The following is a 16,737-nucleotide window of genomic DNA, read 5'->3' as shown; positions in this document are numbered from 1 at the left end:
AACATGGCGCCCAAAGCGCGTGCACAAATGATAGAAGAAACCCGCAACAAGTTGCTGGAGGCGGGGCGCCAGGCCTTCGGCTCGGTGGGGTACGCGCAGACGTCGATGGATGAACTGACGGCCTCGGCAGGGTTGACCCGGGGTGCGCTTTATCACCACTTTGGGGACAAGAAGGGGCTGTTGCAGGCGGTTGTGCAGCAGGTCGACGCCGAGCTGGACGCGCAACTGGCGCAGGTGTCTGAGCAGGCAGCCAATGCGTGGGAAGGCTTCAGGGGGCGCTGCCGGGTGTTTCTGGAAATGGCCACGCACATCGAGGTGCAACGCATCATGTTGCGCGATGCGCCCTCGGTGCTGGGTTCCGAATACCTGCAGAGCAGCCAGTCGGCGTGCAGTGCGTCGCTGGCGACCCTGTTGCGCGACCTGATGGACACGCACGTGATTCGAGACACCGACCCCGAAGCGCTGGCGCGTTTGATTCAAGGCGGGTTGATGGATGCATCGTTCTGGATCGCCGCCGATCACCAACCGCCACAGCGCCTGACAGCGGCGCTGGACAGTCTCGACTTGATGTTGCGCGGGGTATTGCGGGCGCCTCAGCCGTAGCGGCAGGCCGAGGCCCGTGCATCAGAAGTGGTACTTGACCAACAGGCTGGCGGTGTCCTGATTGGTTTTGAATGAACCGCTGTCTTCGATGCCGTACTTGTTCTTCCAGTAGTCGTACTCGATACCGACGTACAGCTGCTTGGCGCCCCAGTTCAACGCTTTGCCCAGGTCGTATTTGACCTGCGGGTTGAAGTGCAGGTTGGCGTGGTAGGTGCCGCGCGAATTCCGGTCGTTGTCGACCACCCAGTCCATGTAGCCGTCGATCAGCACGTTGGAACGACCCGCCGGGATGGTGTAGGAAAACGACGGCGTGATCTGCCACACGCCTGTACCCGGCCGTGGGCCTTCGGTGTGGCGACGATAGAAGTTGAGGGTGAAATAGTTGAAGCCGGGCACGGCCAGGTCGAAACCGGGGCCGATCAGGTAGGCCTCGCTGTCGCCTTCGCCGTACTCATAGGTCATGGCCAGCAGCACGTCCTTGATCGGGCCGAACGCCAGCGTGCGGTCCAGGATCTTGCCGAACGACAGGCGGGGGCTGAATTCGCCGTAGTAGGTGTGCGGGCCTTTGTTGCGGTCGGGTTTGCCGTTGTAAAAGATGCGGTCGACGAACAGGAAGTTATCGCCGTACTTCCATTTGTCTGCGTGTTCAAAGGTCACGGTTTGCTGGATGGACGGGTTGATCGCAAAGTTCTTGCCATACAGGTAGGTGAGGCTGTTGGTCTGCCACAGAAACAGATCCCCGGCCATGGCCTGACCGGCAGCCAATAACCCACCCGCGAGCGTAGCGCCCCAGTGTATGCACTTCATGGGTAACTCCTTTTTTATTATGTTTTCAGAGCTGAAGCCCCTCACCCTGAGCGACTCCGGCAGGAGGCGTGCAGGGTGAGGGTGAGTCCATCAATGCTGGTGCACGTGGCCACTCAAGGCGGCGCGTTCGGCCCCGCCCAGCACGTTGAACAGCAGATTGAGGCAGACCGCGCTGACGGCGGCCATGGCGATACCGCTGTGGGTAATTGGACCCATCCACAGTGGCAAGTGGGCGAAGAACTCAGGGCGCACGACAGGGATCAGGCCCATGCCGATGCTCACGGCCACCAGCAACTGGTTGCGGCGGTCAGCGATGTCGGCTTCCTGAAGGATCTTGATGCCGGTGGCGGCGACCATGCCGAACATGGCAATTGCCGCGCCACCCAGAACCGCAGGCGGAATCGAGGCCACCAGAAAAGCTGCTTTGGGCAGCAGGCTCAGGGTGATCAGGAACGCCCCGGCCATGATGGTCACTGAGCGGCAGCGCACGCCGGTCATTTGCACCAGACCGATGTTTTGCGCAAAGGAGGAGTGGGTGAAGGTGTTGAAGAAACCGGCAATAAACGAGGCGCCGGCGTCACACAGCAAGCCGCGGCGCAGCATGCGCGGGGTGACTTCCTGACCGGTAATCTTGCCCAGGGCCAAAAACATCCCGGTGGACTCGACGAAAATGATCACCACCACCAGGCACATGGAGAGGATCGGCGCCAGATGGAACTCCGGCATGCCGAAATGCAGCGGCGTCACCACTTGAAACCAGGGGGCGTTGCCGATGCCGGTCAGGTCGACCATGCCGATGGCCCCGGACAGGACGTAGCCCAGTGCCATGCCGATCAGCACGGAGATATTGACCCAGAACCCGCGCATGAAACGGTTGATCAGCAAGATGGTGCCCAGCACCAGCGCGGCGATGCACAGAAAGACCGGTGAACCGAACTGCGCAGCGGCACTGCCGCCACCGGCCCAGTTCACGGCGACCGGAAACAGCGACAGGCCAATGGACGTAATCACCGTGCCGGTCACCAGTGGCGGGAAGAAACGCACCACTTTGGACATGAACGGCGCAATGACCATGCCGAAGAAACCTGCCGCAATGGTGGCCCCGAAGATGCCGGTCATGCCGATGCCGGGCATGCCGGCCATGGCCACCATGCTGCCCACAGCGGCGAAGCTGGCGCCCATCATCACGGGCATTCGAATGCCCATCGGGCCGATGCCCAGCGATTGCACAATGGTTGCGATCCCCGCCACCAGCAGGTCGGCGTTGATCAGAAAAGCAATTTCCTCACGACTCAGGCCAGCGGCTTGTCCGATGATCAGGGGCACGGCAACGGCGCCACCGTACATCAGCAACACGTGCTGCAAACCCACCAGAATCAATTGCAACAGCGGTAGCCGCTGCATGGGCGGCGGGGCGGTCACGGCGGGTATGCGCGGTTCGGTTAGATCGGACATGCAACACCTCGGTCATTTTTATTGTTGTGAACTAGTGGTGTGGTTTTGTAGCCGCTACCGAAGACTGCGACAGACCTGACAGACTGCAGGACGTATCGGGCCGAGCTTCCCGTTCAAGGGAGGTCGCAGTCTTCGGTAGCGGCCACAACGTGTGTGGATCAGTTAGTTTGGGCTCCTGTGTTGATCCAGGAACCGATGAGTTCACGCTCTTGTTGGGTCATTTGCGTAATGTTGCCCAACGGCATGATTTGACTGGCGACAGCCTGTGCCTGAATGCGCGGTGCCATCAGCTTGATCTGTTGCGCGGTGTCAAACATCACCCCGCCAGGCGCTGCACTGAACAGTGGGCTGGTGGGTTTGGAGGAATGACACACGGTGCAGCGCTCTTGAATCACGGCATGCACTTTTTCGAAGTCAACCGTGGCGACCGGGGTTGCCGGTGCAGCCGGTGCGGTGACCGGCGCCGGGTTGGCGTCGGGCTTGGCCCCGCTGACAGCGGTTTGCGGAATCGGCTGGTACTTGATGACTTTGGCGGTTTCAGGTGCGGTCGGTGCCGTGTTCGGGCCCGTCACATAGGCCAGGCAGATCATGCCCAATGCAGCGACCGGTAAGGTCCAGGCATATTTGTGGCTGTCGTGGCGGGTGTTGAAGTAGTGGCGAACCAGCACGGCCAATACGGCGATCCCGGCCAGAATCAACCAGTTGTACTGGCTGCCGTAGGTGCTCGGGAAGTGGTTGCTGATCATGATGAACAGCACCGGCAAGGTGAAGTAGTTGTTGTGACGTGAACGCAGCAAGCCTTTGGCCGGGAGCGCCGGGTCAGGGGTGCGACCTTCCTGGATTGCCGCTACTAGCGCGCGTTGGGCGGGCATGATGATGCGGAACACGTTACCAACCATGATGGTGCCGATGATGGCGCCCACATGCAGGTACGCGCCACGGCCGCTGAACACTTTGCTCAGGCCGAACGCCGCTGCGACCAGCAGCACGAACAGGATAAAACCGAGCAACGCCGGGCGTTTGCCGAGGGCGGAGTCGCACAGAAAGTCGTAAACGAACCAACCGGCAATCAACGAACCGATACCGATGGCCACCGCTTCAGGCCCGCTCAGGGTGCTGCCGGGGGCAATCAGGTACAACGCCGGGTTGAAGTAAAACACCAGGCAGAGCAGGGCGATCCCTGACATCCAGGTGAAGTAGGCTTCCCATTTAAACCAGTGCAGGTTTTCCGGCATGGAGGGAGGTGCCAGTTTGTATTTTTCGAGGTGGTAGATACCGCCGCCGTGGATGGCCCACAGATCGCCCGACAGGCCGTCCTTGGGGTTGACGCGGTTGAGGTTGTTTTCCAGCCAGACAAAGTAAAACGACGCACCGATCCAGGCCACGCCAGTGATCATATGAATCCAGCGCACGCTCAGATTCAGCCATTCCATCAAATGTGCTTCCACAGTCTTTACCTCTACCCGTCGCTCTTTTTTGAGCGTTTGGGCCTTCTCTTATTGGTGGGGGGCGAGGATCAGTAACTCATCCTCTTTAAAGAAATGCTCATCGCAGTTATTGCCTGTGCCACTGCGATCAACCACCAGGAAGTCATCCCGCTTTTCGATCGTCAGCACCGGGTGGTGCCAGACGCCGCGATGGTAATTAATGCCCTGCCTGCCGTTGGTGACGAAGGCGCGGACCAAGCCTGATACAGGTTCATCGCCAAGTGGCGCGACCACGATCAGAAAGGGGTGGCCGAGCAGCGGAATAAAAGCCTGGCTGCCCAACGGATGCCGCTCCAGCATGCGCACGGTGAACGGCATGTCCTGCGCGTCGGCGCGGAAAATGCTGATGATCGCCTTGTCTTCTGGAGTGGCTGTTTCAACTTCGGCCAGACGATGGAAGCGCATGGTCGAACCGTTATTGATCATGAAGTGATCGCTGCCGTCGGTTTCGATCACGTCACCGAAAGGGGCGAATGCTTCTTTGCTCAAGGGTTCAATCGTTAAAGTGCGCATGGTCTGTCTTCTTGTTCTGGTTTCTGTGGTGTGTTGCAGGTGTCGTCGCTGCCGCAGGTTGCGGCAGCGACGACAGGTCCAGCCTTACTTCGCGACTTTGCCCAGGACACGCAGGCGGCTGACACCGCCGTCCGGGAACAGGTTGAGGCGAATGTGGGTGATCGGGCCCAGGTCCTTCAGTTGTTCGCTGTAGGTGTGCTCGGCGTGCATTTCCATCTTCTGGCTCGGCAGCAGCTCACGCCAGAACAGGCTCTGGGTTTCGATCTGGCTGTCGGTGCCGCCTTTGACGTAGGCGCCCTGGATCGAGCAGCTGTCCGGGTAGTTGCCTTTGAAGTGCAGGGTGTCGACGATGATTTTTTCGATCTCGCCCGGGTGGCCCAGCGCCACGATGACCCAGTCGTTGCCCGGTGTACGACGGCGGGCGGTTTCCCAGCCATCGCCCATGTTGATGCCGCGGCCCGGGTTGAGGATGTTGCTCATGCGGCCGAAGTGTTCGTCGGAGCAGGCCAGGGCACGACCACCGTTGAGGGCAGCTGCCAGGTCAACCTGTTCGTTGTCGCCGATCGAAGACCAGTCGCGGAACGGCACGCCGTATACACGCAGACGGGCTACGCCGCCGTCCGGGTAAATGTTGAAGCGCAGGTGGCTGAAGGCCTGATCGTTGCTGATTTCGTGGTAGTGGTGGCTGTTGCCTTGCAGTTCGACAGCGGACAGCACTTCAACCCACTGGGTGTGCTCGGTCGGTTCGCCTTCGGCCAGGAAGCAGGCTTCCAGCGAGGCCGACGGCGGGAAGTTGCCGGTGAAAAATGAGGTGTCGATGTCAACGCCTTTGATCGAGCCCGGAACGCCCAGGCGGATCACCGCACTGTCGTAGCCTTCAAAGCGCTTGCGGCGTGACTCCCAGCCGTCCATCCACTTGCCGTTGTCATCGAAAACGCCCTCCTTCCATACGGCCGGGGTCGGCTGGAACATGCGGTTGGCGTCGGCAAACCAATCATCGGTCACGGAGATGATTTTGGTACCCAGGCGGGCGTCGGCCAGGTTGACGAACTTCTCGAACGGTACGGCGTAAGCTTTCATTCTTCTTGTCTGCCTTTGAATAAGTGGCTGGAGATGCCTGACCGGCGGGTGCCGGTTCGGCTTAGAGCTGGAGTAATCGGAACAGGGCTATTTTGTTGATTTCTGCCAACGCGCATCTGAACTCGGCGTCTGCCGGGTTATGGATGCGGGTTTCGAACGCGGCGAGGATCTGGTGCCGGTCGCTGCCTTTTACCGCCATGATGAAGGGAAACTTGAACTTGGCCTTGTAGGCCTCGTTCAGCTCGGTGAAGCGTTGGAACTCTTCGGCCGTGCATTGGTGGATACCGGCGCCAGCCTGTTCATGGGTGCTGGCTTCGGTCAGTTGGCCCTGGACGGCTGCTTTGCCGGCCAGGTCCGGGTGAGCGTTGATCAGTGCCAGCTGGCTGGCGTGATCGGCGCTCAACAAAATGTCACTCATGCGCTGGTGCAGGCTTTCGATCTGATCGACGCTGGCGTCCAGGCCCAGGTCGTAGGCTTTTTCAGCGACCCACGGCGAGTGCTCGTAAATATCGGCAAAGGCTTCGACGAATGCTTCGCGGCTCAGGGTTGAAGGCGTGAGGGTCTTGAAGGTGCTCATCGGGCATTCTCTGCAGTAAACGGGTGAGTGGCTTGCCAGTGGCGGGCGATGTCGACCCGGCGGGTGATCCACACGTGGTCATGGCCTTTGACGTACTCAATGAAGCGCTTGAGGGCGGCCAGGCGGGCAGGGCGACCGATCAGGCGACAATGCAGCCCGATGGACAGCATTTTTGGCGACTCGGCACCTTCGGCGTAGAGCACGTCGAAGGCGTCTTTGAGGTATTGAAAGAACTGCTCGCCGTTATTGAAACCCTGGACCTGGGTGAAGCGCATGTCATTGGTGTCCAGCGTGTACGGGATCACCAGGTGCGGTTTGCCGGTCGGGTTATTGGGTTCCCAGTACGGCAGGTCATCGTCATAGGTGTCGCAGTCGTACAGGAAACCGCCTTCTTCCATCACCAGGCGCCGGGTATTGGGGCCGGTGCGGCCGGTGTACCAGCCCAGCGGACGTTCGCCGCTGATTTCAGTCAGGATGCGGATGGCTTCGAGCATGTGTTCACGCTCCTGGGCCTCATCCATGTACTGGTAGTCGATCCAGCGGTAGCCGTGGCTGCAAATCTCGTGGCCGGCCGCAACCATGGCCTTGATCACCTGCGGGTGACGTTGGGCTGCCATGGCCACGGCAAATACCGTCAACGGCAGGTCGAATTCCTTGAACAGCTTGAGAATCCGCCACACGCCGACGCGGCTGCCGTATTCGTAAAGCGATTCCATGCTCATGTTGCGCTCGCCTTGCAGCGGTTGCGCCGAGACCATCTCCGAGAGGAAGGCTTCAGATTCTTTGTCACCGTGCAGAATGTTGCGCTCGCCGCCTTCTTCGTAATTGAGGACAAACGACAGGGCGATACGGGCGTTATTGGGCCAGTGCGGGTGAGGAGGGTTGGGACCGTAACCGATCAGGTCGCGTGGGTAATCAGCGCTCACTACAGTCTTCCTTATTATTCGTGTTGACAGTCGATCGGCCAGATCTGGCTTCACTGCGATGGCCTGATTGTATACAACTTAATAAACACTTTGTAAGCCTGATTTTTTGCTTTTTTAACATGAATTGTGCTCGAAGTGTACAAGCAAGAAACCTGCCTGATCGGTCATGGCGTGAATACAAAGTCGTGAAGAGCGGCGTCGTTGACAGGAAATAGCTGTGAGGCCACGTGAATCGGGGCCTGCGTAAATGTGTGATTTTAATTGTGTACAATTTTTTTGATAAATGTCTTAATCATGCCTTCGCTGCCGCCCCATCGTGCTCCACACGGGTGCAGCGGTCCTTTTTATCAACTGACTCCGGGAGGCGCGAGGCCTGCACGATCAACGATTCGGCAGGCGCGCAGAATCAATGGGACGTTTGACCACTCACGTTTTGGATGCCGCACACGGTTGCCCTGGCAGCTCGATCAAGGTCGAGTTGTTTCGGGTTGAGGGTTCACAGTTGGAACTGGTCGCCACTGCCCTGACCAACAGCGACGGTCGTTGCGACGCGCCGCTGCTGGAGGGTGACGATTACCGCTCCGGGGTATATCAGGTGCAGTTCAGTGCGGGTGATTACTACCGCGCCCGCGGTGTGCAATTGCCTGAACCGGCCTTTCTGGATGTTGTGGTACTGCGCTTTGGCATCAATGCCGAGCAGGCGCACTACCACGTACCTTTATTGATTTCGCCTTACAGCTATTCCACGTATCGCGGAAGCTAGTTTCACCCTGCGCATGTGGTTTTTTGCCCGCTCACACTGCGGGCTTTTTTTATTTCACGGCCATGGGATCAGGCCCTGGCAACCGTCTGCCGTGAATGCGCACGACGACGCGGATGGGCAGCATCCAGTTTGGCTCCTTGTTATCGCGGGCTTGTAACGTGAATTCGCCGGTGTACTCCCCCATGCGCAGTGAACGGTTGTCACTGTGGTGGTATTGCACGCTGAAAAACAGACTCGTGCCTTCCTCGCAGTGTCGATATTCACTCATGGGCGTTGTGCGACAGGAACCGATTGACCGGTAGGCCCTGAGTTGAATCGTTGCGGGCGATCCTGAGGGGCTGGTGACGCATACGTTCAATGTGGTGTAGGGCGTATGCAATCAGGGAACAAGTCAGAAACGGGCTTCCTGACTTGTCTGGAGCACGTTACAGATTAGCGACTCAACAGCGATGCAGTGCCCGCGACACTGAACAATCCGGCGCTGACCCGGTTGAACCAGCTCTGTCCTTTGCCGCTGCGCAAGTACCCCGCAGCCCCGTGTGCGCCCAGGCCGTAGGCCAGCTTGCAGAGCAAGTCGAGGACGGTCCAGGTCGCAATCATCACCAACAACTGATTAAGAAACGGTGCGTCAGGGTTGAGAAACTGCGGCAGGAAGGCGGCAAAGAACAAGATGTCTTTCGGGTTGCTGGCGCCCAGCACAAACGCGCGCCCAAACAGTGCGCTAAAGCGCGGTTTAGGGGCGGCTTCGGGCACTGTGGCTGCTTGCGCGGGCTGGCGTGATTGCTTCCAGCTTTGCCACGCGAGGTAGAACAGGTACAGCGCACCCACAATCTTGAGTGCGCTGAACAGTTGCTCCGAGGCCAGCAGCAGGGCGCCCAACCCCAGCGCCGAGGCGCTCAGCAGGCAAATCGAGGCGAATACACCGCCCAGAAAAGCCGGGTACGAACGACGCAGGCCGTAGTTCAAACTGTTGCTGATCATTAGTAACGACAACGGCCCCGGAATCAGGATTACCACCAATGCCGCGCTGCTGAACAGCAGCCAGGTTTCCAGACTCATCACTTCCTCCATGTCACAAGCACCCCGCACAGTGGCGGGGCAGGTTGATATCGCCGCGCTTACAGGTAAATAAACTTGGCGATGAAAATGGCGCACAGCACCCACAGGCTGATGGAAATGTCACGGTATTTGCCCGTGCCAGCCTTGAGTGCCACGTAGCTGATGAAGCCCAAGGCAATGCCATCGGCTACCGAAAAGGTCAGGGGCATCATGATCATCGTCACAATGGCCGGGATGCAGTCAGTCGGCTCGTCCCAGTTGATGTGTTGCATGCCGCCCACCATCAGCATCGCGACGTAAATCAGGGCCCCGGCTGTGGCATAGGCGGGGATCATGCCTGCCAGCGGGGCGAAGAACATGGCCGCGACAAACAACACGCCTACGGTCACGGCGGTTAGCCCGGTGCGCCCGCCTGCCGCCACGCCAGCAGCACTTTCGACGTAGCTGGTCACAGGCGGAACACCGACCACCGCGCCGAATACGCTGGACGCGCTGTCGGCCTTGAGGGCGCGGGACAGGTTTTCGATTTTGCCGTCAGCCTTCACCAGCCCGGCACGTTGTGCCACGCCCATCAAGGTGCCTGCGGTGTCGAACATGTGGACAAACAGAAAGGCCAGTACCACGCTGATCATGCTGATGTTGAACACACCTTTGAGGTCCATGGCCATCCAGGTCGGCGCCAGGCTGGGGGGCGCAGACAGAATGCCGTTGTAATGCACCAGATCCAGGCCCCATCCGGCCAGCGTCACGGCGATGATGCTGATCAGGATGGCGCCAAACACGCGGTGATAGCTGAGCACGGCAATCATCAGGAAGCACACGGCGGCCAGCAGCGGCGCTGGGTCGCGCAAAGAGCCGAGTTTAATCAGGGTCGCCGGGCTGTCGACAATAATGCCCGAGGTTTTCAGGCCGATCAGGCCCAGGAACAGGCCGACGCCTGCACCCATGGCGTAACGCAAGCTGACGGGAATGCTGTTGAGCAACCATTCGCGGACACGCGACAGGGTCAATATCAGAAAAAGCACGCCTGAAACGAAAACGGCACCCAGCGCGGTCTCCCAGCTGTAGCCCATCGTCCCGACCACGGTGTAGGTAAAAAACGCGTTCAAACCCATACCGGGCGCAAGGCCGACAGGCCAGTTGGCATACAGGCCCATCAGCAGGCTGCCCAGGGCGGCGGCAATGCACGTGGCAACAAAGGCGGCGCCGTGGTTGATGCCCGCGTCGGCCATGATGTTCGGGTTGACGAAGATGATGTAAGCCATGGTGATGAAGGTGGTCAGCCCGGCGATCAACTCCGTTTTGACGGTGGTGCCATGCAGCGACAACTTGAACAGGCGCTCCAGCCAGCCACGTTGGGCGGGCGGCGAAAGATCCAGAGCAGGGGCGTTCGGTTTAGGGCTGTCCACGGTGATTTCCTCAGGCTTTTATTGTTTTTGAGCGCGCTGGTTGAGGCAAATGACGCAAGAAACGCAGCTTCCTGACTATTGAGTCAAGAAAGTGCGTGAGGTGAATTATGCTTTTGTATACAAATAAAGCAAATAATGTTTTCAGGATTGTGCGGGATTTAAATCGAAAAGGGTTGGGGCAGGGTGGGCTCAGGCCCCGGTTTGACGGCTTTGACCCAAGGCATGGTTGATTGCCAGCCATCCGTTGACCGCCTCTTCACCTTCTTGGGCGAAGACGCGCTGTAAGAGTTTGACTTGCTCACGGCGCAAGTTTCTTTCAAACCGCACCCCGTCCGGCGTTAGCTCCAGCAGGCGTTTGCGTTTGTCGGTCTCGGGCGCAACGCTGCGCACCAGATTCATGTCGATCAATTGGCGCAAGGGTGTGTTCAGCGCCTGCTTGCTCACGCCCAGCAAGGTCAGCAGCTCTTTGACGCTGACCCCGGGGTAATGGGCAATGAAAAATACGATGCGTTGATGCACCCGGCTGAGCCCGCGGCGGGCCAGCATTTCATCCGCCTTGGCGGTAAATGCTTGATAGCCAAAGAAGAAGGCTTGCATGGCGGCACGCTGAGTGATCGGATTTTTAAGGTCAAGCATATTGACGTATCTAGGCTGCGCGGCGTAATTTCGGTCAAGCAGTTTGACTTATTTCCAATTACTTCCGCTACCGGTGATCTGTATGGCCTTCTCCGAACGTGTTTCCCGCCTGAAAAGTTCTTTGATTCGCGAAATTCTGGCTGCGGCCCAACGTCCGGAAGTCATGTCGTTTGCCGGCGGTCTACCGGCCGAAGCAATGCTGCCCAAAGTCGACTGGACCGACATGCCGGCCTCGATGGGCCAATACGGCATGAGCGAAGGCGAGCCGGCCCTGCGTGAAGTGCTGGCGGCCGAAGCGCGTGCTCTGGGCGTTGAGTGCGACGCCAGCCAAGTGATGGTGCTCAGCGGTTCGCAGCAAGCCCTGGACCTGGCGGCCAAGCTGTACATCGACAAGGGCACCGAGATCATGCTCGAAGCGCCGACCTATTTGGCGGCCTTGCAGATCTTTCAACTGTTCGGCGCCCAGTGCCTGACCTTTCCGTTGCAAGCCGACGGCCCTGACCTGGCGGCGCTGCGCAGTGAGCTGGAAAAACATTCGCCTGCGTTCATTTACCTGATCCCGACGTTCCAGAACCCTTCGGCCGTGCGCTACAGCGAAGCCAAGCGGGATGCCGTGGCGGCGCTGCTGGATGAGTTCGGCGTGACACTGATTGAAGACGAACCGTACCGTGAGCTGAATTTCGACGGCGGCAGTGCCACGCCGATTGTCAGCCGTCTGAAAAAGGCCAGCTGGATCTACACCGGTACGGTGTCCAAAACCCTGCTGCCGGGTCTGCGCGTGGGATTCCTGATCGCCAGCCCTGATTTGTTCCCGCACTTGCTGCGCCTCAAGCAATCGGCGGATCTGCACACCAACCGCGTCGGGCAGTGGCAGGCCTTGCAGTGGATCGGCACTGAAAAAATGCGCAATCACCTGGCCGAGTTGCGTGACTTTTACCGCGTGCGTCGCGATGGCTTTCAGGCTGCGCTGCAAGAGCACTTCGCGGACCTGGCCGACTGGCACGTGCCGCAGGGCGGTTTGTTCTTCTGGCTCACCCTCAAGCAGCCGCTCGACACCCGCACCTTGCTCAAGCCGGCGCTGGAGCAAAATGTCGCGTTCATGCCGGGCGAACCGTTTTTTGCCGAGCCGGATCAACACATCGGCAGCTTGCGCCTGAACTTCAGCCACATCGATCCTGAGCGTTTGCATGAAGGCCTCAAGCGCCTGGCCAACGTTATTCGTCACGCACAAGCCGCACAGGCGGCTTAGAGGGTTTGCGATGCTTAAGGTTTATGGCGATTACAACTCGGGCAACTGCTACAAGATCAAGCTGATGCTGCACCTGTTGGGGCTTGAGTACGAATGGCAGTCAGTGGACATTCTCAACGGGGAGACTGAAACCCCGGCGTTCCTGGCGAAAAACCCTAACGGCAAAGTGCCTGTCCTTGAGCTTGAGGACGGTACGTGCCTGTGGGAATCCAACGCGATCCTCAACTACCTGGCGGACGGTAGCGAGTTCCTGCCGACCGAGCCGCGTTTGCGCACCCAAGTGCTGCAATGGCAGTTTTTCGAGCAGTACAGCCATGAACCTTATGTTGCCGTGGCGCGCTTCATTCAGTTCTACCTGGGGCTGCCCCAGGAGCGGCTTGAGGAGTACCGAAAATTGCAAAAGCGCGGGTACAAAGCGCTGGACGTCATGGAGCAGCAACTGGCCCGCACCCCGTATCTGGTGGGTGAGCACTATTCGATTGCTGATGTGACGCTGTATGCCTACACCCACGTGGCTCATCAGGGCGGGTTTGATCTGGCGGGTTACCCGAGCATTCAAGCCTGGTTACAACGGGTGGCCAGTCACCCGCGGCATGTAACGATGCTGGGCTGAACTGCCCGCACTGAAAAACCGGCCATGTGCCGGTTTTTTGAGCCTGTGGCCGATGCCCCAAAGGCCCGCAGCCTGCGTGCCTCTACGACCGGTGGCGGGGTGTCAGACGTTGGCGAAGCGGTTGTTCAGGTAGTCAATGATGACCTTGGATTCGTACATCCAGGTGGTCTTGCCACCTTCCTCAATACGCAGGCAAGGGACTTTGATCTTGCCGCCTTGCTCCAGCAGGGTTTGACGGTCCTGCTCATTGTTTTTCGCATCTCGCAAGGCCACTGGCACGTTCAGGCGGCGCAAGGTGCGGCGCGTCTTGACGCAAAAGGGGCACGCGTGGAACTGGTACAGGGTCAAGCCTTGGGCGGCTTGATCAACCTGCGCCTGAGCGGTGGCAGGGCGCTGTTTTTTGCTGGGGCGGGTCAGGAAATCGCCAGCGATAATCAGCTGACCCAGGCCTACGCGGAGCGCTTTGATAAACACAGTAATAGCCTCATGGGCAAGAAAGAAGGCCCGCAGCTTACCTGAAATACGCGGGCGAAAAAAAACCGGCGATGAGCGCCGGTTTTTTGGGACGCGGGTTTTACTTGATCAGACTGAGAAACTCGCTGCGCGTCGCGGCATTGTCGCGAAACTCACCGAGCATCACCGACGTGATCATCGACGAGTTCTGCTTCTCGACACCGCGCATCATCATGCACATGTGCTTGGCTTCAATCACCACTGCCACACCCAGTGCGCCAGTGACTTGCAACACGGCATCGGCAATCTGGCGGCTGAGGTTTTCCTGGATCTGCAAGCGGCGAGCATACATATCAACGATACGTGCCACCTTTGACAGGCCCAGCACCTTGCCGCTCGGAATGTAAGCCACGTGGGCCTTGCCGATGAACGGCAACAGATGGTGTTCGCACAGCGAATACAACTCGATGTCCTTGACCAGCACCATTTCGCTGTTGTCAGAGCTGAACAAGGCACCGTTGGTGACTTCTTCCAGTGTTTGCTCATACCCGCGGCACAGGTACTGCATGGCTTTGGCTGCGCGCTTGGGCGTGTCCAGCAAGCCTTCGCGGGAGACGTCTTCGCCAAGCTGACCGAGGATGGCGGTGTAGTTTTGTTCCAATGTCACAGGGCTGTTTTCCATGTGGGTTTCGGAGGGGTACTCGATGTGCATGTACCCATATGAGGCGTTTCGGGGCGGAGCGGGCGGACGATGTCACCGCGGATGGCACGTTGACAGGCCGTTGCTCCCTGGCGCTGACCCCCGATCGCGATCGGGTCCATGAGGGGGGTACCTTCATTTGGCGCACATAGTAGCTTAGGTCGGGCGATGGGTGCACGGGCAGTGAACATTCGTTCTGCCGTTATGGTTTGCACGACAGGAAATCGATAGCATGCGCGGCTGATGTCTAAATGATGGCATCTCGAGCTGGCCAACTATCAATTAAGGATGCAAGTCTGAAATGGACGCTTTATTTCGCAGGTCGCCAAGGGTGCTGTCCGGGCTGTTTTTAGCCTTGGGGATGGCGCAAGGCAATGCAGCCAGCTTCGATTGCGCTCACGCCAGTACCCTCGTCGAATATGCCATTTGTGGCAACCCAAGGCTGTCTGCGCTGGATGAGCAGCTTTCACTGACTTATCGCGCAGCGCTTGCTCAGGATGCTCAAGTTAGAACGCGGCAACTGGCATGGTTGCGCGGCCCGAGAGAACAATGTTCGGCAAATGTAACCTGCTTGCTAAGGGTTTATGAGCAACAGCTTGCTGCATTGAATGGTGTCCCTTCAGGCCAGACTGCCGAGATGCCGGCGCATGTTGCGCACAGCACCGCGAGCGCTCCGGTATTGGCCGCTGACAATCCGATACCGATTCTGTTCGAGCCCAAATATTTTTATAGCGTGCAGGGGGTGTTGAGTGAGTCGGCCTGGCGCGATCCGCAGGGCAAACTCTTTGGCAAGCCGGTGCTGAGCTGGGATAACGAAGATTTTGACTATTTAAAATACCGCTTGGAGCAGCAAAAGGAGGTCGAGCTGCACGAAGCTCGAGAATGGAATACCCAGCGCAATTTGGCCAATGATCCTAATCAGGACTCGACCTACCGACTGCGCGTTGAGGCCCTGCAAAAGGTGATTGACGGTATCCCGCGCTTTAAATACTGGATCGCCCAGGCCACTAACGAACAGCATGCCCTGCAACAAGCCCGGCAACAGCAGGCGCTGGCGCAACAGCAAGCCGACTTGGCGCAGGAGCAGGCACGCGCCCTCGCTCTGCAAGAGCGACAGCAGCAGGCGGTAGCGCATCAGGAGCGCCAGGCCAGAGGGCAATGGCTGTTTTGGATAGGTTTGGTGTTTGCCGCAATCGTGGCCGGGTGGGTCTGGCATCGGTTTATCCGTCACCGCTGCCCGTCATGCAAAAGCTTGAATGTTCACTGCACAGGGCAGGCAGAGCTGGATAGGTTCAAAGGCCGAATCAAAGTGCGAGAGAAAAATTCGCGCGGCACCAATACCCGTTTTATGAACACGACCTTTGTCATCAATCGCTATGACTACGCGTGTGACGAGTGCGACCACACGTGGTCCGAAAAGAAGAAAGAAGAGTTGGGGGCCTGAGCCAAACCGCGGAGGTTACTCGTCGCGGCCTTCCATCATGGTGCGTTTGAGCATCACATAGACGGCGCCTGCGCCGCCATGTTTGGCCTGGCACGAGCAAAAGCCCAGCACCTTGGAGTGCTGGCGCAACCAGGTGTTGACGTGGCTCTTGATCATCGGGCGTTTGCCGTCAAGGCGTACGGCCTTGCCGTGGGTGACGCGCACGCAGCGCACTTCCAGCTGGGTCGCTTCGGCCAAAAAGGCCCACAGTGTTTCACGGGCCTTTTCAACGGTCATGCCGTGCAGGTCAAGGCTGCCTTCAAAGCTGATCTGCCCCAGTTTGAGCTTGCGCATCTGGCTTTCTTGCACGCCGTCCCGGGCCCAGTGCAGGTGATCTTCGGGGCCGACATCAATCACGAACTGATCGGACAAGCCGTCAATGATGGTCTCATTGCTGCGCACAATTGCGTTTTGCCGCAACTTGGCCAGTTGCGCCCGGTCGGCCTTGGGTTTGCCTGTGTCAGCGCGATCATGTTTGATCGGCTTTACGCCGCGGATTTCGTTTTTGAACAGGGAAAAGTCGTCGTCTTGCATGTCAGCCTCCGCGAAGGGGCGCCAGTTTACCGAAGTCGACGCCCCGCGTGCGGCAGATCTGCCTTAATCGTGTTTTTTCATCAAGTGCGCAGACATGCTCAGCCCAAGCGGTTGGCGCATGTAACGACGGCGCCGGCGCCACATCCATCCTCCAAGCCAGGTCACCAGCAAGCCCAGACCCGCGATCAAGGCCGCCCCGGCGGGGCTGGCGTTGAGTTCACCCAGGGCCGGTGAATGCCCGATCAGGCTCGCCAGACCGGTCAGTGTCATCAGCAGGCCACACAGCGTGATCAGCGCTGCAATCGTCAGTACCAAACGCGAACGCCAGTTGCTGGGGCCTTTGGGGCGTAAACGTCGCGCATCAAAACCATCGGAGATCTTCATTCCGAT

General features: G+C 58.8%; 20 protein-coding genes. 5 read left to right on the top strand and 15 right to left on the bottom strand.

What is annotated here, in order from left to right:
• The first annotated feature begins 3 nt into the window (after positions 1-3).
• Positions 4-603 (top strand): TetR/AcrR family transcriptional regulator, encoded by a 600-nt coding sequence (locus tag BKD70_RS17700; protein WP_047275850.1) that lies wholly within the window; start codon positions 4-6, stop codon positions 601-603.
• Positions 604-624: 21 nt separating this feature from the next.
• Here BKD70_RS17700 and BKD70_RS17695 read toward each other — a convergent pair whose 3' ends face one another.
• The 7 genes from BKD70_RS17695 to puuE all read right to left on the bottom strand — a co-directional run bounded on the left by BKD70_RS17695 (position 625) and on the right by puuE (position 7,448).
• The gene (locus BKD70_RS17695) at positions 625-1,410 is read right to left on the bottom strand and encodes an outer membrane protein OmpK (RefSeq protein WP_070415386.1); all 786 of its coding nucleotides are present in this window, start codon (positions 1,408-1,410) and stop codon (positions 625-627) included.
• Positions 1,411-1,500: 90 nt separating this feature from the next.
• Positions 1,501-2,865 carry a nucleobase:cation symporter-2 family protein gene (locus BKD70_RS17690; RefSeq protein ID WP_047275844.1) on the bottom strand — a complete coding sequence of 455 codons (1,365 nt, stop codon included), beginning with the start codon at positions 2,863-2,865 and terminating at the stop codon, positions 1,501-1,503.
• A 158-nt stretch (positions 2,866-3,023) separates the two neighbouring features.
• On the bottom strand, positions 3,024-4,313 hold the full coding sequence (locus BKD70_RS17685; protein WP_047275842.1) for a urate hydroxylase PuuD: 1,290 nt from the start codon (positions 4,311-4,313) through the stop codon (positions 3,024-3,026).
• Between the two features lie 48 nt (positions 4,314-4,361).
• Positions 4,362-4,865: an ureidoglycolate lyase gene (locus BKD70_RS17680; protein WP_047275840.1), complete on the bottom strand. Its 504-nt coding sequence runs from the start codon at positions 4,863-4,865 to the stop codon at positions 4,362-4,364.
• Between the two features lie 84 nt (positions 4,866-4,949).
• Positions 4,950-5,945, bottom strand: a complete 996-nt coding sequence (alc, locus tag BKD70_RS17675; RefSeq protein WP_047275838.1) for an allantoicase — start codon at positions 5,943-5,945, stop codon at positions 4,950-4,952.
• 61 nt (positions 5,946-6,006) lie between these two features.
• Positions 6,007-6,522 (bottom strand): 2-oxo-4-hydroxy-4-carboxy-5-ureidoimidazoline decarboxylase, encoded by a 516-nt coding sequence (gene uraD / locus BKD70_RS17670; RefSeq protein WP_047275837.1) that lies wholly within the window; start codon positions 6,520-6,522, stop codon positions 6,007-6,009.
• Positions 6,519-7,448 carry an allantoinase PuuE gene (gene puuE, locus BKD70_RS17665; protein ID WP_047275835.1) on the bottom strand — a complete coding sequence of 310 codons (930 nt, stop codon included), beginning with the start codon at positions 7,446-7,448 and terminating at the stop codon, positions 6,519-6,521. Before puuE ends, uraD begins: the two co-directional genes overlap by 4 nt.
• A gap of 409 nt (positions 7,449-7,857) precedes the next feature.
• Here puuE and uraH point away from each other — a divergent pair, with 409 nt between their 5' ends.
• A complete protein-coding gene (gene uraH, locus BKD70_RS17660) occupies positions 7,858-8,211 on the top strand; it encodes a hydroxyisourate hydrolase (RefSeq protein ID WP_047275833.1) in 354 nt (117 codons plus the stop codon).
• A 49-nt stretch (positions 8,212-8,260) separates the two neighbouring features.
• Here uraH and BKD70_RS17655 read toward each other — a convergent pair whose 3' ends face one another.
• The 4 genes from BKD70_RS17655 to BKD70_RS17640 all read right to left on the bottom strand — a co-directional run bounded on the left by BKD70_RS17655 (position 8,261) and on the right by BKD70_RS17640 (position 11,315).
• Positions 8,261-8,479: a hypothetical protein gene (locus tag BKD70_RS17655; protein WP_047275831.1), complete on the bottom strand. Its 219-nt coding sequence runs from the start codon at positions 8,477-8,479 to the stop codon at positions 8,261-8,263.
• A 164-nt stretch (positions 8,480-8,643) separates the two neighbouring features.
• Positions 8,644-9,270: a LysE family translocator gene (locus BKD70_RS17650; protein ID WP_047275829.1), complete on the bottom strand. Its 627-nt coding sequence runs from the start codon at positions 9,268-9,270 to the stop codon at positions 8,644-8,646.
• Between the two features lie 59 nt (positions 9,271-9,329).
• Positions 9,330-10,679 (bottom strand): NCS2 family permease, encoded by a 1,350-nt coding sequence (locus BKD70_RS17645; RefSeq protein WP_047275827.1) that lies wholly within the window; start codon positions 10,677-10,679, stop codon positions 9,330-9,332.
• 189 nt (positions 10,680-10,868) lie between these two features.
• Positions 10,869-11,315 carry a MarR family winged helix-turn-helix transcriptional regulator gene (locus BKD70_RS17640; protein WP_047275825.1) on the bottom strand — a complete coding sequence of 149 codons (447 nt, stop codon included), beginning with the start codon at positions 11,313-11,315 and terminating at the stop codon, positions 10,869-10,871.
• A gap of 82 nt (positions 11,316-11,397) precedes the next feature.
• Between BKD70_RS17640 and BKD70_RS17635 the strand changes: the two genes are divergently transcribed.
• Both BKD70_RS17635 and BKD70_RS17630 read left to right on the top strand, forming a co-directional pair.
• Positions 11,398-12,564 (top strand): PLP-dependent aminotransferase family protein, encoded by a 1,167-nt coding sequence (locus BKD70_RS17635; RefSeq protein WP_047275823.1) that lies wholly within the window; start codon positions 11,398-11,400, stop codon positions 12,562-12,564.
• Between the two features lie 10 nt (positions 12,565-12,574).
• Positions 12,575-13,177, top strand: coding sequence for a glutathione S-transferase family protein (locus BKD70_RS17630; protein WP_047275822.1), 603 nt, complete (start codon positions 12,575-12,577; stop codon positions 13,175-13,177).
• 102 nt (positions 13,178-13,279) lie between these two features.
• Here BKD70_RS17630 and BKD70_RS17625 read toward each other — a convergent pair whose 3' ends face one another.
• Together BKD70_RS17625 and folE are read right to left on the bottom strand one after the other, a co-directional pair.
• On the bottom strand, positions 13,280-13,651 hold the full coding sequence (locus BKD70_RS17625) for a glutathione S-transferase N-terminal domain-containing protein (protein ID WP_047275820.1): 372 nt from the start codon (positions 13,649-13,651) through the stop codon (positions 13,280-13,282).
• 100 nt (positions 13,652-13,751) lie between these two features.
• On the bottom strand, positions 13,752-14,297 hold the full coding sequence (gene folE, locus BKD70_RS17620) for a GTP cyclohydrolase I FolE (protein WP_047276193.1): 546 nt from the start codon (positions 14,295-14,297) through the stop codon (positions 13,752-13,754).
• A 364-nt stretch (positions 14,298-14,661) separates the two neighbouring features.
• On the opposite strand from folE, the gene BKD70_RS17615 reads away from it, so the two are divergent.
• Positions 14,662-15,774 (top strand): lysozyme inhibitor LprI family protein, encoded by a 1,113-nt coding sequence (locus tag BKD70_RS17615; protein WP_139047514.1) that lies wholly within the window; start codon positions 14,662-14,664, stop codon positions 15,772-15,774.
• 15 nt (positions 15,775-15,789) lie between these two features.
• On the opposite strand, the gene BKD70_RS17610 is transcribed toward BKD70_RS17615, so the two are convergent.
• Together BKD70_RS17610 and BKD70_RS17605 are read right to left on the bottom strand one after the other, a co-directional pair.
• Complete coding sequence (locus BKD70_RS17610; protein WP_047275818.1) at positions 15,790-16,347, bottom strand: Smr/MutS family protein; 558 nt, start codon at positions 16,345-16,347, stop codon at positions 15,790-15,792.
• A gap of 63 nt (positions 16,348-16,410) precedes the next feature.
• Positions 16,411-16,731 (bottom strand): hypothetical protein, encoded by a 321-nt coding sequence (locus BKD70_RS17605; protein WP_047275817.1) that lies wholly within the window; start codon positions 16,729-16,731, stop codon positions 16,411-16,413.
• Between the last annotated feature and the right edge of the window lie 6 nt (positions 16,732-16,737).

The organism is Pseudomonas sp. BS-2016 (assembly GCF_001806145.1).
In the GTDB taxonomy this organism is placed as follows: Bacteria; Pseudomonadota; Gammaproteobacteria; order Pseudomonadales; family Pseudomonadaceae; genus Aquipseudomonas; species Aquipseudomonas lundensis.
Note: the sequence above shows the minus strand (reverse complement) of the source record. Positions and strands in the feature narration are given on the sequence as shown.

Bases quoted from the DNA above. Each gene is read 5' to 3' on its own strand.
- BKD70_RS17610 (WP_047275818.1), bottom strand. From the start codon at position 16,347: ATGCAAGACGACGACTTTTCCCTGTTCAAAAACGAAATCCGCGGCGTA.
- uraD (WP_047275837.1), bottom strand. From the start codon at position 6,522: ATGAGCACCTTCAAGACCCTCACGCCTTCAACCCTGAGCCGCGAAGCA.
- BKD70_RS17605 (WP_047275817.1), bottom strand. From the start codon at position 16,731: ATGAAGATCTCCGATGGTTTTGATGCGCGACGTTTACGCCCCAAAGGC.
- BKD70_RS17690 (WP_047275844.1), bottom strand. From the start codon at position 2,865: ATGTCCGATCTAACCGAACCGCGCATACCCGCCGTGACCGCCCCGCCG.
- BKD70_RS17640 (WP_047275825.1), bottom strand. From the start codon at position 11,315: ATGCTTGACCTTAAAAATCCGATCACTCAGCGTGCCGCCATGCAAGCC.
- BKD70_RS17700 (WP_047275850.1), top strand. From the start codon at position 4: ATGGCGCCCAAAGCGCGTGCACAAATGATAGAAGAAACCCGCAACAAG.
- uraH (WP_047275833.1), top strand. From the start codon at position 7,858: ATGGGACGTTTGACCACTCACGTTTTGGATGCCGCACACGGTTGCCCT.
- BKD70_RS17630 (WP_047275822.1), top strand. From the start codon at position 12,575: ATGCTTAAGGTTTATGGCGATTACAACTCGGGCAACTGCTACAAGATC.
- BKD70_RS17695 (WP_070415386.1), bottom strand. From the start codon at position 1,410: ATGAAGTGCATACACTGGGGCGCTACGCTCGCGGGTGGGTTATTGGCT.
- BKD70_RS17650 (WP_047275829.1), bottom strand. From the start codon at position 9,270: ATGAGTCTGGAAACCTGGCTGCTGTTCAGCAGCGCGGCATTGGTGGTA.
- BKD70_RS17655 (WP_047275831.1), bottom strand. From the start codon at position 8,479: ATGAGTGAATATCGACACTGCGAGGAAGGCACGAGTCTGTTTTTCAGC.
- BKD70_RS17635 (WP_047275823.1), top strand. From the start codon at position 11,398: ATGGCCTTCTCCGAACGTGTTTCCCGCCTGAAAAGTTCTTTGATTCGC.
- alc (WP_047275838.1), bottom strand. From the start codon at position 5,945: ATGAAAGCTTACGCCGTACCGTTCGAGAAGTTCGTCAACCTGGCCGAC.
- BKD70_RS17680 (WP_047275840.1), bottom strand. From the start codon at position 4,865: ATGCGCACTTTAACGATTGAACCCTTGAGCAAAGAAGCATTCGCCCCT.